General features: G+C 33.8%; 17 protein-coding genes and 2 pseudogenes. 7 read left to right on the top strand and 12 right to left on the bottom strand.

What is annotated here, in order from left to right; all coding sequences use genetic code 11:
• Positions 1–258: 258 nt before the first annotated feature.
• From NIL_RS06140 to NIL_RS06150, 3 genes and pseudogenes are all read left to right on the top strand, one after another.
• Complete coding sequence (locus tag NIL_RS06140) at positions 259–627, top strand: IS110 family transposase (protein WP_187646935.1); 369 nt, start codon at positions 259–261, stop codon at positions 625–627.
• A 269-nt stretch (positions 628–896) separates the two neighbouring features.
• Positions 897–1,112 carry a hypothetical protein gene (locus tag NIL_RS06145; protein WP_187646936.1) on the top strand — a complete coding sequence of 72 codons (216 nt, stop codon included), beginning with the start codon at positions 897–899 and terminating at the stop codon, positions 1,110–1,112.
• Positions 1,113–1,123: 11 nt separating this feature from the next.
• Positions 1,124–1,417: pseudogene (locus tag NIL_RS06150) on the top strand (IS110 family transposase); the annotation flags it as partial.
• A gap of 310 nt (positions 1,418–1,727) precedes the next feature.
• On the opposite strand, the gene NIL_RS06155 reads toward NIL_RS06150, so the two are convergent.
• Both NIL_RS06155 and NIL_RS06160 read right to left on the bottom strand, forming a co-directional pair.
• Positions 1,728–2,141 carry an arsenate reductase ArsC gene (locus NIL_RS06155; protein WP_187646937.1) on the bottom strand — a complete coding sequence of 138 codons (414 nt, stop codon included), beginning with the start codon at positions 2,139–2,141 and terminating at the stop codon, positions 1,728–1,730.
• Positions 2,138–2,464, bottom strand: coding sequence for an ArsR/SmtB family transcription factor (locus NIL_RS06160; protein ID WP_187646938.1), 327 nt, complete (start codon positions 2,462–2,464; stop codon positions 2,138–2,140). The genes NIL_RS06155 and NIL_RS06160 overlap by 4 nt, the downstream gene beginning before the upstream one ends.
• A gap of 124 nt (positions 2,465–2,588) precedes the next feature.
• On the opposite strand from NIL_RS06160, the gene NIL_RS06165 reads away from it, so the two are divergent.
• Positions 2,589–3,110, top strand: a complete 522-nt coding sequence (locus NIL_RS06165) for a shikimate kinase (protein ID WP_187646939.1) — start codon at positions 2,589–2,591, stop codon at positions 3,108–3,110.
• A 68-nt stretch (positions 3,111–3,178) separates the two neighbouring features.
• Here the strand turns inward: NIL_RS06165 and NIL_RS06170 are convergent.
• Together NIL_RS06170 and NIL_RS06175 are read right to left on the bottom strand one after the other, a co-directional pair.
• Positions 3,179–4,394, bottom strand: a pseudogene (locus tag NIL_RS06170) (IS256 family transposase).
• A 272-nt stretch (positions 4,395–4,666) separates the two neighbouring features.
• Positions 4,667–5,602: an RsmB/NOP family class I SAM-dependent RNA methyltransferase gene (locus NIL_RS06175; protein WP_187646940.1), complete on the bottom strand. Its 936-nt coding sequence runs from the start codon at positions 5,600–5,602 to the stop codon at positions 4,667–4,669.
• A gap of 109 nt (positions 5,603–5,711) precedes the next feature.
• On the opposite strand from NIL_RS06175, the gene NIL_RS06180 reads away from it, so the two are divergent.
• The 3 genes from NIL_RS06180 (at position 5,712) to NIL_RS06190 (ending at position 7,875) form a co-directional block, all read left to right on the top strand.
• Positions 5,712–6,182 carry a hypothetical protein gene (locus NIL_RS06180; RefSeq protein WP_187646941.1) on the top strand — a complete coding sequence of 157 codons (471 nt, stop codon included), beginning with the start codon at positions 5,712–5,714 and terminating at the stop codon, positions 6,180–6,182.
• A 63-nt stretch (positions 6,183–6,245) separates the two neighbouring features.
• Positions 6,246–7,067: an HAD family hydrolase gene (locus NIL_RS06185; protein WP_187646942.1), complete on the top strand. Its 822-nt coding sequence runs from the start codon at positions 6,246–6,248 to the stop codon at positions 7,065–7,067.
• The gene (locus NIL_RS06190) at positions 7,042–7,875 is read left to right on the top strand and encodes a glycosyltransferase family 2 protein (protein WP_197972056.1); all 834 of its coding nucleotides are present in this window, start codon (positions 7,042–7,044) and stop codon (positions 7,873–7,875) included. The genes NIL_RS06185 and NIL_RS06190 overlap by 26 nt, the downstream gene beginning before the upstream one ends.
• Here NIL_RS06190 and NIL_RS06195 read toward each other — a convergent pair.
• From NIL_RS06195 to NIL_RS06230, 8 genes are all read right to left on the bottom strand, one after another.
• Positions 7,872–8,429, bottom strand: a complete 558-nt coding sequence (locus tag NIL_RS06195; protein WP_187646944.1) for a DJ-1 family glyoxalase III — start codon at positions 8,427–8,429, stop codon at positions 7,872–7,874. The two genes, NIL_RS06190 and NIL_RS06195, sit on opposite strands and share 4 nt — an antisense overlap.
• A gap of 50 nt (positions 8,430–8,479) precedes the next feature.
• Positions 8,480–8,917 (bottom strand): cupin domain-containing protein, encoded by a 438-nt coding sequence (locus NIL_RS06200; protein WP_187646945.1) that lies wholly within the window; start codon positions 8,915–8,917, stop codon positions 8,480–8,482.
• Between the two features lie 36 nt (positions 8,918–8,953).
• Entirely contained in the window at positions 8,954–9,520 is a 567-nt protein-coding gene (gene efp / locus NIL_RS06205) for an elongation factor P (protein WP_187646946.1), read from the bottom strand.
• 118 nt (positions 9,521–9,638) lie between these two features.
• Positions 9,639–9,845 (bottom strand): DUF2905 domain-containing protein, encoded by a 207-nt coding sequence (locus NIL_RS06210; RefSeq protein WP_306344619.1) that lies wholly within the window; start codon positions 9,843–9,845, stop codon positions 9,639–9,641.
• Between the two features lie 70 nt (positions 9,846–9,915).
• A complete protein-coding gene (locus tag NIL_RS11075) occupies positions 9,916–11,601 on the bottom strand; it encodes an efflux RND transporter permease subunit (RefSeq protein ID WP_187646948.1) in 1,686 nt (561 codons plus the stop codon).
• Positions 11,598–13,238 carry an efflux RND transporter permease subunit gene (locus NIL_RS11080; protein ID WP_187646949.1) on the bottom strand — a complete coding sequence of 547 codons (1,641 nt, stop codon included), beginning with the start codon at positions 13,236–13,238 and terminating at the stop codon, positions 11,598–11,600. The genes NIL_RS11075 and NIL_RS11080 overlap by 4 nt, the downstream gene beginning before the upstream one ends.
• 9 nt (positions 13,239–13,247) lie before the next feature.
• Entirely contained in the window at positions 13,248–14,039 is a 792-nt protein-coding gene (locus NIL_RS06225; protein WP_187646950.1) for an efflux RND transporter periplasmic adaptor subunit, read from the bottom strand.
• Positions 14,040–15,458, bottom strand: coding sequence for a TolC family protein (locus tag NIL_RS06230; protein ID WP_187646951.1), 1,419 nt, complete (start codon positions 15,456–15,458; stop codon positions 14,040–14,042).
• Between the last annotated feature and the right edge of the window lie 35 nt (positions 15,459–15,493).

The raw sequence follows: 15,493 nt of genomic DNA on the forward strand, positions 1-15,493 counted from the left end.
TATATTTACCCAATTTCATTATCCAAAGTGTATGAAATTGGGACAAGATTGCGTTAGCATTGCAAAGTGTTAATGTGTTCTTTACAATTCACAGCCAATAGCACCGATGAAGAATATCTGCTGTTCCTTGTCATGAGATGACCCAACAAAGCCTATTTGGATTCGAGCCAACCTGAATATACCTATGAAACGCTATTGGGAACAGTTGTTGTTCACCATTCCATAGATTCAGGAGGCTGTGTAAGGTTCGAATCAAAGATGAAGGAGTCAAGCATGTATTATGTGGGTATTGATATCGCTAAACGTAGTCATGTTGCTTGTATTATCAATGAGAGCAATCAGTTGGTTGTCAAACCTTTCTCTTTTGTAAACCACTATGAAGGTTTTCAAAAACTGCTTACAAAGCTTCAATCCCTTGAGTGTTTGAAAGAGGAAGTGCTTATCGGGATAAAAGCAACTGGAATGCTGTTTGAAAACATCTATCGTTATCTTCGCTCATTATCCTATTATGTGGTATTATTAAATCCATACCAAACAGCTAATTTCGAGAGATGGATACAATGGAAAAAGGTAAAGAGCGACAATATCGACGCAAAGATGATAGCTGCCCTTTTAAAGAGCGTATGATGCAGTCAAGGGTATGTTAATGAAAATATGCTCCAATCTTTGCGTACGCTTTATCGCTACAAAGCCTTTTTGGAAGATCAGTTAATATCCTTGAAGCGTCAAATATTAACGCTTCTTAATGTTGTCTTTCCCAAGTTTGAAACCGTTATCAAAGACCCTTTCAGTGTTACTGGAATAGCTCTGCTTGCAAAGTATCCAACAGCCAAGCATTATGAGTATGTAGTGTCGATAGAATCTTAAAAATCTTTCGGGGTATCAAAGGCAACAATATGAATAGCCATAAAGCAAAAAAACTTTTGAATAGCGCAAAAGCCAGTGTCTATAGTGGTGATGGCAAAGAGGAACGTGCCTTTACCATCAGAGCAAATATCCAAATGATTATAACGCTTCAATCCTCTATCAAAGAAGCTGAAGAAGCCATCCTTGCTCTGTTTGATGATAAACCTCTATCCAAAGAGGATGAAGAGGCTATTAGTGACATTTAGACAACCTTCGCACTATTCCTGGCATTAGTGACAAAACTATTTTAGCTTTTTTAGCCGAATATGACCCTTTGGATAGATTTTTCAGTTCCAAAGTACTTGTCGGCTATCTTGGGCTCTATCCAACTCTTGAGCAGTCTGGAGAGCATTCAAAAGGTGGCCATTTGGCCAAACGGGAGGCAAGACTGGCCAAAAAGACAATCTATCTTGCCGCTATTGCAGCCGTGCGGCACAATAATAAACTTAGACAATATATCTTAATTATCGCTCCAAAGGATGAGCCAAAAAAGAGTGTCTCATTATTGTAGCTAGAAAGCTTTTTGCTATTATCTATGCCATATATAAACACAATGTCCTTATGAACCCAAAAGGGTCTTTGTGGCAAAATCAACGACGTGACTCTTTCATCTTTTTTTTGTGTGCCATTGACAGTGAATTGTTAAAGATCGCTTCAACACATCATATATCGGCTCATAAAACATTGCCGATACCAGCATTGATGTCTTTATGATGAAACATCTGTTTCATCTTCAAAGTGTTTCACTCTCATAAAACTTATTGAAACACTTTAAGGATAAAACACAATACTACTACTTTTTTTCAAATTTCCCTACCGTTTCAGTTATTTTTATAAAACAGCTTTTCCAAAATTGGAAATAGTCTTTTTTTAATCTCATTAGCAGTTTTTACAAACTTACTAAAATCTTTGCCATCTGGGTCTTCAAATCCTACATGTATTATCTTTTTAGCCCCAGGAAAGGTTGGACAAGACTCTTTAGCATTGTCGCACACTGTAACAACTAAATCAAATGGAGCATATTTTAAAACTTCATCAACTGTTTTAGAGTGATACTCATCACTCCAAGCATCCTTTTCTACTAAAACTTTTTTTGCATTCTCATTTACTTTTCCACTTGGATTACTTCCAGCACTATAGGCTTTTATTTTTCCTTTAAAATACTCGTTTATTAGCCCTTCAGCCATAATGGATCTGCAACTATTTCCTGTACATAAAATCAACACTTTTTTCATAACTCGCACTCTTTTGATAATTTTCTTAGTTTTGGAAGCTCTACTGGCAATATCTCAATCTCTTTTAAAATCTCTTGCCTAAATCTATCTAAAGGCTTTCTGATATAGTAATAGTTCCATTTTCCAACTCTTTTTACTCTTAAAAACCCTGCATCTTTTAAAATCTTTAGATGTCTTGAGAGTCTTGATTGAGTCATCTCAAAGGAATTTTCAAGATCACAAACACATAGCGGTCCATATCTACCAATAAATTTTAAAATCAATACTCTTGTCTCATCATATAAAGCGCCCACTGTTTTTAAAAAATCTTCTAATGCTTCCATCAAGCTCCTTTTGCAAAATTATAACCAAAATATTTCAATATATCAAGATATCTTGATGTATTAAAATATAATCGATTAAGTATAAAACTGGTAAAATCTCAAAAAAACTTATAGGGCTTTCTCTATGAAAAATATTTTACTTATTGGATTTATGGGAGTTGGCAAAGGAACAATTGCAAGAGCTATGAGTGGAAAAACTAACCTTTATGCAGTTGATACTGATGATTTGATTGAGAGTCTTACGAATAAAAAAATAAAAAAGATTTTTGAAAAACAGGGAGAAAAGTATTTTAGAGATTTAGAGCAAAAAACGGCTGATTGGCTTGCATCTTCAGTTAAAAACACCATCATATCTACAGGCGGTGGATTTTATAAAGTAAAAAATATAAAAGATATAGGTACCGTAGTTTATCTAAAAGCAGATTTTGATTGGATTTATGAAAGAATCACTAAAAGTAAAAATGCCAAAAAAAAGATAAAAAAAAGACCGCTTTTTAAATCATATGAAAATGCAAAAAAACTATATGAACAAAGGGTAAAAGAGTATGAAAATATAGCCGATATCACTATAGAGGTACAAAAGAAAAATATTGAAAAAATAATTGATGAGATTATTGAAAAAGTTAAAATTGACATTAGGAATTAGGAATTAGGAATTGGGAATTTTGGGGACTGTAAAATAAACTGTGTAAACCACCTAAAGCCCTTAAAACCTTAGCGTGTATATTTTTGCATAATTTCACTGAAAAATATACAAAGCTGAGGATAGATTTCACTCCAGCTTCTGATTTTTGTATTACTCCATTTGTGCTGTACCTCCTGTGTGGCAAGATAAAGAAGCTTAAAAGCTGAATCGATGGTTGGAAAAGAACCCACAGACTTTGTTCTTTTTTTAATATTTGAATTTATCGATTCTATGGGATTTGTCGTATAAATCAGTTTTCTTATAGCTTGGGGATATTTAAAAAATGTAGATAGCTCATTCCAGTTAGATTGCCAAGACTGGGTAATATGGGGATATTTTTGACCCCATTTGTCATTAAAATTTGTAAGAGCAAGCTCTGCTTCTTCTTCGGTTGATGAAGTGTAGATACTCTTTAAATCTTTAGCTACCTCTTTTCTATCTTTCCAAGATACAAATTTTAGGCTATTTCTGATCTGGTGTACAATACATCTTTGAATTTCTGCCTTTGGATAAACTGCCTCTATAGCCTCTTTAAATCCATTTAGTCCGTCTATTGCAAATATCAATACATCTTCAACACCTCTGTTTTTTATCTCATTTAAAAGTGTTAACCACTGTTTAGAACTTTCATTTTCACCTATCCATATACCAAGAATATCTTTTTTCCCTTCAAGAGTTATGCCTAGCATTATATATGCAGCAATATTTTTAACTACTCTATCCACTCTTATTTTTAAAACTGTAGCATCCATAAATATTATCGGATATATTGCCTCTAGCGGACGACTATGCCACTCTTTTGCCTTATCTATTATTGCTTCTGTTATATTGGAAATTGTCTGAATAGAAAGTTCATACCCATATAAATCATCAAGATGGTGTTGAAATCTGTTCACTCATCCCTTTTGCATATAAAGACAAAATTAAATCTTCTGTCCCCTTTATGAGAGTCTGTCGCTTCTTGATAAGCTTTGGTTCGAAGGTAGCGTTTCTGTCTCTTGGTATCTTAACCTCTATATCCCCATATTTGGACTTTAAAGTTTTTTCACTGTATCCATTACGATAATTTGGATTATCTGAAACTTGATGCTTCTCATATCCTAAATGCTCAGTTAACTCTACTTCTGTAGCAGTCTGATAAACCTCTTTTAAAAGACCTTTGAATTCTTCCAAGATCTCATCAATATCTATCCCCTTTCCCTCTTTGATAGCTTTTTTTACCTCTTCTGTATTGATATACCTCATTGTGTAAATCCTTTTTATTCTTTAATTTTATCTAATCTTTTTATAAGGATTTACACAGTTATATTTACACTCCCGAATTTTGGTTGAGTAGTAAATCAACTCATACTCACACTTACCACTAACGACTCACGACTATCGACTAACTACTATCGACTCAGCATTCACACCCACACTCTATACTAATAACAACTACTAACTAACGACTATTGTCTCCATACTCCTCACTCCATACTCCGCACTCCCTACTAATATAATTCCTAATCCTCAATACACTAATTACCAATTTTTTCTATCTTAGCCAAAAAAAAGCCGTCAAACGCTCCTTTGGGTAAGACTCTTACACATTTTTTCAAAGAGGGATCATACTCTTTCTCATTAAAACTAGTCATCCCCTCTTTGAAATTATCAAGTTTCAAAGTTACATCTATTAGTTTCGCTTCACTCCTGTTTTTAAGTAAAAAACCCACAACTTCTTCATTTTCTTCAGGGGAAAAGGTGCATGTTGCATAAACCAAAATACCACCCGGTTTTAAACTCCCCCAAGCTGAGATTATCAACTCCTTTTGAAGTTTCGAGTTTCTGTAAACTCTTCTTAAATTCCAGTAATGTATGGGATTTTCTTTACTTAGATCAAACTTTGACTCACTTGAACAAGGAGCGTCCAGCAAAACTTTGTCAAAATAGAGTGGACAAATCTTACCTATAGCTCTTCCATCTTTTTGATAGGTCTTTATATTTTTGGCACCGCTTATTTTAAGGTTTCTTTTAAGCATAAAAAATCGATTTCTATCTTTTTCAACTGCGGATATTTTTCCACGATTTTTCAAAATAGAACTCCAAAGTAAAGACTTTCCTCCAGGCGCAGAAGCCATATCTAAAAGCCATTCATCCTCTTTTAATTCAAGCTCCAGAGCACAAAACATTGAAGAGAGATTTTGTAAGTAAATCTTCCCTTCAGTATATAATGAACTCTTTATAACTTTTTCTCTATCTTCTATCGGCAAAACATAGGCATCTTCAAACCAATCTACTCTCTTTGGCTTAAGCCCCATATTAAAAAGCTCTTTTTTAATCTCTTCATTGTCTATTTTAAGTCTGTTTATCCTGAAACTAAACTCTTTTTTTGGTTCTTTAAGAGCAATAATGATATCTGGATCTATTTTGCTTAATCTTTCAAAAAATATTTTTTCATTATCACTTGATTTCAATTAACCACCTTTAATAAAATATTTTTTATTTAATCATCAAAAAAAGTTAATAGTATATTAACAAAATATTGATAGAATAATATCAAAATCAAACAAAAAGGAAAAAAAGATGTTTAAAAAAGCTTTGATGATTGTAGCGGCAACCTCTTTGGTTTTTGGAATGTCAGGTACAGATGCTGTAAAACCGAACAATACAAAAATGATGAAGAGAGTAAAGCAGATGAAATCATCGCCTTTCCTAATAGTAGGTAAAATGCCTCATCTTACAAGACTTATAAAAATTCACTGGGATGATCCTAATCTAGCTTTAAGCAATGAACAAAAATCGAAACTTCTTAAAATAAGAAAAGAGACTATCGCTACGGTAATGAAACTAACAAAAAAAATAGGAGTTTTGGAAAACGAAATTGCAAAATCGACTATGCAAGGAGAAGAACCCAAAAACATTAAACCAAAAGTAGAAGAACTAGCAAAACTTAAAGCAAAAGCGACTATGGCGCATATAAGATGTATCTACGATACAAAAAAAGTGCTTACTAAAAAACAGCTTGATTATCTTTTGAGTATGAAAAAAAGATAAAACATTGTAATTTTTTCATAAAATATGATAATATCCCTAAAAAATTTAGAGTAGGGATAGAGTTTGAAAAAACTTTTTGTTACTGACTTGGATAAAACATTTTTAAGAAGCGATTTAACTATTTCCCCTTTTAGTAAAGAGATATGGAACAAAAAATATAAAGAGGGCTTTTTGCTCTCTGTAGCTACGGCAAGAAGTTTAAAAAAGAGCCTGGAGTTTTTAGAGGGTCTTCACCTAAAAATCCCTTTGATTTTACTTGATGGAGCTATGGTGGCTACAGCTGACAAAAAGGCTATAGCCATTAACGCTTTAGATAAAGATATTTCAAAAGAGATAGTTGAAACTTCAAGGAAATTCGAAATAGAACCTTTTATCGTAGGACTTGAAGATGAAAGTCTAAATGAGAGATTTTTGTATCCAAAAAAGTTAAATATCTATCAACAAGAGCTTATAAATGCCTACAAAAATGACAGCCGCCTACAAGCAAAAGATAAGATAGAGCCTCTTAAAAAAAATCTAAAAATAGTATATATGGGTGAAAAAGAAAATATGGAGATTTTAGAACAAGAGCTAAAAACTCTCTTCAATAAAAATATAGAGACAAAATTATCCAAAGACCCATATATAGACTGCCATTTTTTAACCATACTTCATCCAAAAGGCGACAAATCTCATGCTTTGGAAGAGGTTTTGGAGTATCTTAACATTAGTGAAAAGGATCTTGGAGTTTTCGGAGATAGCCATAACGATATAGGTATGTTCAAAAAAGCCGATCTTAGCATAGCCGTAAAAAACGCTGTAGAAGAAGTAAAAAAAGAAGCAGATATCGTACTGCCACATACAAACGATGAAGACGCCGTTGCAAAATTCTTATCCAAAATTTAGCATAATCATCCCGGTTTTTAATAGAGAAAGATTTATTTCAAGAGCAATAGAGTCTGTTTTAAATCAAAGTTTCAAAAATTATGAGATAATAGTAGTTGATGACGGTTCAACAGATAATACTCCTTATATAATTAAGCAATATCCCGTTAACATAATAACTCAAAAAAACAGAGGTGTAAGTGCGGCTAGAAATAGAGGAATAAAAGCCGCCAAAGGTGAAATAGTAGCTTTTTTGGATAGTGACGATGAGTGGAAAAAAGATAAATTAAAAATTCAAGCGGCATTTTTCGAAAAAAATCCTCAATATAAAATTCACCAGACTGATGAGATTTGGATAAGAGAGGGAAAGTTCTTAAATAAAAAGAAGATTCATCAAAAAAAAGAGGGTTTTATCTTTTACGAATCTTTACATCTTTGCCTTATATCTCCCTCCGCCGTCGCAATAAAAAAAAAGCTGTTTGAAGAGGTCGGATTTTTTAGAGAAGATTTCGAAGTTTGCGAAGATTATGAACTTTGGCTACGCATCACTAAAAAATACCCTATTGGCTATAGCCCCGAAAAACTGGTAATAAAATATGGTGGACACGAAGATCAGCTAAGTCGAAAATATTTCGGTATGGATAGATGGAGAGTAAAAGCTATGTTACCCTTTTGCGATGATCCAAAAGTTTTGGATGTAGCCTTAAAAAAGTGTGAAATTTTAGTAAAAGGAGCAAAAAAACATAACAATTTTGAAATTTTAAAGGAATTTGAGCCAATTTACAAAAAACTTGCGCAAAAACATAAAAGTTTTTGCGCAAAATATTAGCAGTATTCTGCCAAAAGTCCCTCTTTTAGCTGCTTGTATGTCTCTTCTCCATTTAGTTTTCTAACTATTTCAAGTGCAAAGCATATAGCCGTCCCGGGTCCTCTAGAAGTTACTACATTTCCATCTATTACAACTTTTTGATCTGCAATATATCCTTCAACTCCGGTTTTTTCTTCAAATCCAGGATAGTTTGTATGTTTTTTCCCTTCAAGTACTCCAGCCTCTTTCAAAGCCCAAGGAGCGGCACAGATAGCACCAACCATCTTGCCTTTTTCATTCATCTTTTTTATCATATCTTGAACAAGTTCGCTTTTTGCAAGATGTTCTGCTCCCGGAAGCCCTCCTGGCAAAACTATCATATCGAACTCTTCAGTATCTACTTCATTTAATAGAGTGTTAACTAAAACTTTAAGACCAGAGTTTGCACCTTCTACTTCATTATCAAAAAGTCCTGCAACAACGACTTCATTACCGGCTCTATTTAAAACATCGATTATTGCCATAGCCTCAATCTCTTCGAAACCATCTGCCAAAGGAACTAAAACTTTTGCCATAGAAACCTCCTATTATTATTAATTTTTTTTTTATTTTTTACAAGTATGATTTATACGACAAATTTATCCTTTTCCCCACCGCAATTTACATTAATCATTCTACAAAGATATCTATTTCCTACATTTTTAACATAATGTATTGAATAGGGATGAACTATAATCGTATCACCTTTAAAAAGGTGATATATTTTTTCTTCAACTTCTATAATAAATTCTCCTTCTATAACCATATATATCTCTGTCCCCTCTTTATGATAATGTCTATCTTGTTTAGCATTTTCATTAAAAAATGACATTTCTATATTGCTCATACGAAGTACTGAACACTTCTCTTGTAAAATTGGAGGTTCCCATATATCCCTATTTGCTTCTTTTTCTTTATCTTGATATATATCCGTAACAATTATTTTTCGTGTTCCGCGACCAATTGAAGATAAAGCAATATCATCTTTTATTTTATTTAATTCAATTTTTAAACATTTATTCACTGCTTTTTCCTAAAGGCAATAATTTATTTTACTAAATTATTTCACTTTTTCTAAATATTTTCCCTCTATTGTATCTACCTTTACAACATCTCCTGTAAGTATATGAAACGGAACCTGTATAACTGCTCCCGTCTCCAATGTAGCAGGTTTTCTTCCGCCTGTTGCAGTATCACCTTTAAAAGCTGGCGCTGTTTCGGTGATCTCTAACTCTACTACCGGTGGGATTTCAACTGAAATTGCTTTACCGTTATGAAACAGTATTTTAACATTCATCCCATCTTTCATATATTTTATATTTTCATCTCCTACTTGCTCATGAGTTAGTGCAATCTGCTCGTAGCTAGTCGTATCCATAAAGTGCATATTTTCGCCGTCATCATACAGATACTGCATCTCTTTCTCTTCCAGATCCGGTTTTTGGGCTTTATCTCCTGCATGAAAAGTCTTTTCTAAAACTCTTCCATCGATCAAAGATTTTATTTTTGTTCTTACGTAAGCTGCACCTTTTCCGGGTTTTACGTGCTGATATTCAACTATTCTATAAGGAACGCCGTTAAGTTCGATCCTAAGTCCTTTTTTTAGATCATTCATACTAAATGCCATACAATCTCCCTTTTAAATTAAGTAATCAAAAACCATTCCTCAGTTTATAAAAAGATAAAAAGCCAAACTGTGGACTGAAGACTTTTGTCTTAACACTGTTTATGCAATTTTACCAAAATTATCTAAAAAAACGAGAGAATATATAAAAAAGTAAAGACAAAAAAATACTTAAAAATATGGAAGTGGTTATAGGAAAGTAGAAAGTAAAGTTCTCTTTTTTGATATAAATATCACCTGGAAGTTTACCTATAAAAGAGATAAAAATACCTATAATGATTAAAAAAATCCCTATAAAAATTAATACTTTTCCAAACTCCATCTTCATTTAAGGTTGAAGGTTGAAGGCTGAAGGAGAAAAATATTAAAAAATTTCTCTTCTACCTTCTTCCTTCGCACTATTTTCCTTCTTTTTCAGTAAAATCCATCGCTTTTACGTTATCCATCAAAACCGGTATAAATATCAAAGATACCGCAACCGCGGCAACTGTTCCGCCTATCAAAGCAACACCTAATCCTCCAAAAATCGGGTCGCTTGCAAGAAGAGCCGAACCTAAAATAATAGCGATTGCCGTTAGCATAATAGGTTTAGCTCTCGTCGCTGTCGCAACGGCAATAGCTCTTCTTTTATCCATACCTTTGCCTTCCATCAAAGCTTTTGCAAAGTCTATAAGAAGTAAAGAGTTTCTCGAACTTATCCCCATCAATGCGATAAAACCTATTAATGAAGTTGCTGTTAAAAAGAATGTATCAACGGTAACTAAGTCGGCAACCCAGTGACCTATTATAACACCTATAATAGATAGGAAACTTCCAGCCATTACAATAGAACTTAAAATGTAGCTTTTATAGTAAATCACCATTAAAAGATATATCAAAACAAGAGCCGCTATAAAAGCAAGACCCAAATCTCTAAAAGTATCGAGAGTAACTTTCATCTCTCCGTCCCATTTTAGATCTATTACTTCACCAGTTTTTTTGTCAATAAATCTTAGATTAAAAAGATAATCGGTAGTCTCGATTACATAATCTTTTGCTAACTCATCCATAATCTTGCTTCTTGCGTCAAGTAAAGGATACACCTGAGATACAAGATCTGTTTCAGCTATAACGTTAACATATCTTTTTAGGTTTTTATGCATAATCATAGGCTCGCTATCAACTTCCACAATATCTACAACCTCGATAAGTGGAACCATCATTCCCATACGATTCATAAGTTCAAAGGAAGCAAGTTTGCTTTTTATATCTTCCAAAGATTTCTTTTCAAATCTTCTAGTCTCATCACTAAGTCTTAAGAAGAGCTCTATTTGAGAAGGATAATCCCCACTGTTTTTAACACCGACGCCCATCCCTTCAAAAGCCAGATACATAATCTTTTGTACCTGTTCTACAGCTAGCCCGCTCTTTTGAATCTTATCGATATTTGGAACTAGATTGATTTTTTTATAAATCTCTTCTTCCATTATATCAACATCTACAAGTCCTTCCGTTTTTCTAAAAATGTCGGCTATTTTTTGTGCAAATTTTCTAACACTCGTCAAATCTTCTCCATAAATTTCAGCAACTATTGAAGCTAGGGTCGGAGGACCGGCAGGCTGCTCTATAAGCTTTATTGAAGTTCCTTTTACAATATGCTCACACTCTTGTTGAATAACCGGTCTAAGTCTATGAACCATATTGTAGCTTCTCTCTTCTCTTTCATGCTTGTCTGTTAGATTTACTACAATCTCTGCTAGGTTTTCACTATTTTTAAAAGCGCTCCATTTAACAAGTCCCGCATAATCAAGAGGTGCTCCCATACCTAAAAATGTTTCAATATCCGTAACCTCACTCTCTTTTTTGAGAATATCTACGACGCACTGGCTTACCTTTTTTGTCTGCTCTATCGAGCTTCCAGTAGGTAAATCCACGTATATGCTAAATGTATTTGCGCTCTTACCCGGAAGCATTTTAGCTAAAACTATTTTAGTAGGTATCATTGCGACAGAGCCGGCCAAAGCCACAAGTGTAAACAGTATAACCAACGTTTTTAAACTCTTTTTTTCTAAAATCGAATATATAAATTTTTCATACTTTTTCACTTCTTATCTCCTTCCTCAATGCTACACTCTTCCGGAAGTCTGTTTTCTTTTTGGAAATGGTGTTTATGGTGATGGAAATGCGGTTTTTTAAGCATACGTCTTGCTAAATATGGCGTAAAGATATATGCAATCACCAAAGAGGCGATAAGTGCTACAGGAACATTGTAAGGTATAGGTTTCATAAATTCACCCATCATACCGCCAACAAATGCCATCGGAACCATAGTTAAAATAATCGCTAGCGTTGCAACGTTGGTCGGTGCTCCTATCTCATCTGTAGCTTCAACCATAATGGTGTCCATATCTTTGTATGCAGCGTCATGTTCGTGAAGATGTCTGTGTATATTTTCTATAACGATTATAGCCGCGTCCACTAAAAGACCAAGTGAGAGTAAGAAAGCAAAGAGTGTAATCCTGTTAATAGTCTGACCTGTAATATATGCTATAAACAAAGTTATTGCCAATATAGCCGGAACCGTAAAAGTAACGATAACGGCTTCTTTCCATCCAAGGAAAAAGATAAGCATAACGGCAATTATCAAAATAGTTATAAGCAAGTGTCTTACCAGTTCGTTAACAGCGTCGTTGGCTCTTTTTCCATAATCTCTTGTTAACACATAACCCACACCTTTTTCTTCCAACATCGGCTTTAGGTTTTCTAACTCTGCTAAAACATCATTTGCAACGAAAACTGCGTTTGTTCCCTTAAGTTTAGCTATGGTTAAAGTATATTGCTCAATATCTTTTTTAATATCTTTTGTCCATATTTTGGCACTTTTAAAGTTTTGAATATCGACTCCATCTTCTACTTTAGCAATATCTTTTACATATATTGGCGAACCCATATAGTTTGCAACCATTATATTTTTTACATCCTCTATACTCTCTATTGCGTTAGGAACGCCAAAGATAACGATTTTATTGTCTTTTGTTCTATTTTTGACTTCAGGTACCTGTAAAGCAACGGATTGAACCGCTTTCATAATCTGACCCATGGAGATATGGTAGCCTTTTAGTTTGTTTAGATCTACTAAAATATTAAACTGTCTTTTATGAGCACCTTTAAGTTCCGTTTTTGATACGTTTTTAATGCGGTTAAATCTATATTGAATATCCTTAACTATCTTAAAAAGTTCCGCATCGCTCAGGTTTGGATCTTTTTTATAAAAAGCAAAAGTTAATATAGGAATGTCAATATCGATATCAAATGGCTTAACCAGTGGCTGCATCGCATTTTTTGGTAATTGATCCATATTTTGCATAACTTTATCATAAAGCTTTAGGTTAGATATCTCTCTATTTTCGCCGATATAGTACTGAACATTAACAATCCCAACATTTTCCATTGCCATTCCGTAGATATACTCAACGCCAGAAATCTCTCTAATCTTTTCTTCAAGCGGTTTTACTATAACATTTTCTATCTCTTTTGGCGAAGCTCCAGGCATAGGTACGATAATAGCGCCGCCACTGATAGCAATTTGCGGGTCCTCTTCTCTAGGCATTATCTCAAGCGATAAATACCCTACTGCCAATATAAAAACGGCAAGAAGCGCGGTTAAAGGATTGTGCAAAAAAGATAACGCAAGCTTCCCGGCAATATCTTTAGGGGTATATTTACATTTTATTTCAGCCATCTTCTACCCTTATCTTATAGTTATTTCTGAATACATTCCAGGAATGATATCACTATTTCCTTGCTTATCAAAAGAGATTTTTACTTTAAATTTATGTGTCATAGGGTTTGAAGCCGGAATTATGGAAGTAATCTTTCCTTTTGCTCTAAATTTTACCGACGGGATAAAAACTTCAGCCTCTTTTCCTATTTTTACCACATTAAGATTGCTCTCGCTTATCTCCACTAAAACTTTTAGATTATCCAAAGAGGTAATCACAAGAGCGGGCATTCCCGGAATCGCAATCTGTCCCTCTTTTATGTTTTTCTGGATAACAACTGCATCGTTTGGGGCTTTTAGTTTTAGATATTCATACTGGTGATTAACCTCTTCAAGTTTAGCTTTTGCTTGGGCAAGCTGTTTTTTTGCTATCTCAACCATATCTTTTGTATTTTTAAACATCAGCTCCATATTTTCAAGCTCATATTTTGCCACCATACCTTTTTCAAAAAGTCTTTTGTGTCTTTCGTAGTTAAGTCTCACGTTGTGAAGCATATTTTCATTCATCTGTACCGCAAGCCTCGCTTGCTGAATCATCAATTCTACTTGAGATTTAGCTAGATCAATCTCTTTACTGTCTATAGTGTATAAAAGCTCACCTTTTTTGACATAATCTCCCTCATTTACATAAACTTTTTCTACAAATCCCATAAACCTACTAGCAATCATCTTTGTATCATCGCTGATTACCGTACCCGATAACTTAAGTTCACCCGCAAACAGGGACGAAATCATCATCAAAAACAGTGCAATTTTTTTCATCTACTCTCCTTTATCCAATAAACTCTCTAACATAAATACTTTTTCGTTTCTTTGGGTTTTTACTTTTAAAAGTTCAAGCAAAGACTGAATCTCTTCTGAATGTTTTATCAATACGTCGCTGATTTTTACAAGTCCCTCTTTATATTTTTCTTCATAATGCTCATATACTCTTTTAGAAAATTCAAACTCTTTTGTTTTGGCTTTAACATCAAAATCTTTGCTTTTTACTTCGGTAATAATTTGTCTTATTTTAAGAGCTAACCCTCTTTTTGCAAGATTATACTGCTCTAACATTTTCATCTTTTCTATCTTTGCTTTTTGTACCTGAGCGGTAGTTTCCCCGCCATTAAAAAGATTCCATTTAAGTTGTGCGCCTATAGTGTAGGCATCTTTATCGAAAAAGTCATTAAAAGGTACGTTATCGGCACTTCCATACTCACCAAAAGCTCCGATAGTAGGATAATATCCGCTTTTTTGAAGTTTTACGTTCATATCGGTTATCTTAAGTCCCATTTTAACCTTTTTCATATCTATCGTTTTTTCTACTAACTCTTCAGGAGAACCTTGAGGAAGTTTTGCAAGCTCTTCAGTATGGGCAATAGAATCAACCTTTTCTCCTATCAAAAACTCCAAAAATTGATAGGCAAGCTCCCTGTTTAGTTTAGCTTGATTAAGATAACTAAGGACTTCAGCTTTTTTAGCTTGAACTTCTAAAAGATCTGTATCTTTTGCATATCCTTCACTCATAAAAGCTTTAATTATGTCTTCAAGCTTATCTATATTGGCTTTTAGTTTTTCAAGATTTCTGATATAGTTTTCAACCAAAGTTATATCGTAAAAAGTCTTTTTTGTTTGATAAATCTTTTCATTTATAATCTTTTTAGTATCTAATGAGCTCATCTTCTCCATAGCTTTGGAGATCTTTTCATATTGGGCCAGTTTATAACCAGTAAAGAGAGGAACCATGTATGAGATTTTACTTTGGAAATGGTTTCTAGCGTCTGGGTTATTTAGATCATCCGGCGCCGTATCAAGAAGCATGTTTTGCATTGTGGGATTAGACATGATTGTTGTAAAAGCTCCAAAATTACCTCCGGCCATCTGCAATGCCTGTCCCACTCCTCCTAAAAAATCACTAAAACCAAAATCCCTAAAAGTGGCTTCCCGAGACTGTAGCTTAAATCCAAAAACATTACCGGCATCGTTACTTCTCAAAGCGTTAAAAGTATAATCTAAAGTTCCATAATTGTAACTTTTTGCAATTTTCGTTTTAAATTTTGCAATCTCTTCTTCAAACTTTGCTATTTTTATCTCATTATTGTTCTTTTTTAAAAGCTTTATAGCCTCGTCCAACTTCAAATTTTCTACACCGGCAAAGAGTGAAACAAATGTAAAAGCAAATAAAAGAAAATATCTCATAAAATCCTCCAAATATATATTTTCATACAAAAATG

This window comes from Nitrosophilus labii (assembly GCF_014466985.1).
GTDB lineage: Bacteria > Campylobacterota > Campylobacteria > Campylobacterales > Nitratiruptoraceae > Nitrosophilus_A > Nitrosophilus_A labii.

Excerpts from the sequence above, each read along its gene's own strand:
- NIL_RS06140 (WP_187646935.1), top strand. The coding sequence starts at position 259 with ATGAAGGAGTCAAGCATGTATTATGTGGGTATTGATATCGCTAAACGT.
- NIL_RS06145 (WP_187646936.1), top strand. The coding sequence starts at position 897 with ATGAATAGCCATAAAGCAAAAAAACTTTTGAATAGCGCAAAAGCCAGT.
- NIL_RS06155 (WP_187646937.1), bottom strand. The coding sequence starts at position 2,141 with ATGAAAAAAGTGTTGATTTTATGTACAGGAAATAGTTGCAGATCCATT.
- NIL_RS06160 (WP_187646938.1), bottom strand. The coding sequence starts at position 2,464 with ATGGAAGCATTAGAAGATTTTTTAAAAACAGTGGGCGCTTTATATGAT.
- NIL_RS06165 (WP_187646939.1), top strand. The coding sequence starts at position 2,589 with ATGAAAAATATTTTACTTATTGGATTTATGGGAGTTGGCAAAGGAACA.
- NIL_RS06180 (WP_187646941.1), top strand. The coding sequence starts at position 5,712 with ATGTTTAAAAAAGCTTTGATGATTGTAGCGGCAACCTCTTTGGTTTTT.
- NIL_RS06195 (WP_187646944.1), bottom strand. The coding sequence starts at position 8,429 with ATGGCAAAAGTTTTAGTTCCTTTGGCAGATGGTTTCGAAGAGATTGAG.
- efp (WP_187646946.1), bottom strand. The coding sequence starts at position 9,520 with ATGGCATTTAGTATGAATGATCTAAAAAAAGGACTTAGGATCGAACTT.
- NIL_RS06210 (WP_306344619.1), bottom strand. The coding sequence starts at position 9,845 with ATGAAGATGGAGTTTGGAAAAGTATTAATTTTTATAGGGATTTTTTTA.
- NIL_RS11080 (WP_187646949.1), bottom strand. The coding sequence starts at position 13,238 with ATGGCTGAAATAAAATGTAAATATACCCCTAAAGATATTGCCGGGAAG.
- NIL_RS06225 (WP_187646950.1), bottom strand. The coding sequence starts at position 14,039 with ATGAAAAAAATTGCACTGTTTTTGATGATGATTTCGTCCCTGTTTGCG.
- NIL_RS06230 (WP_187646951.1), bottom strand. The coding sequence starts at position 15,458 with ATGAGATATTTTCTTTTATTTGCTTTTACATTTGTTTCACTCTTTGCC.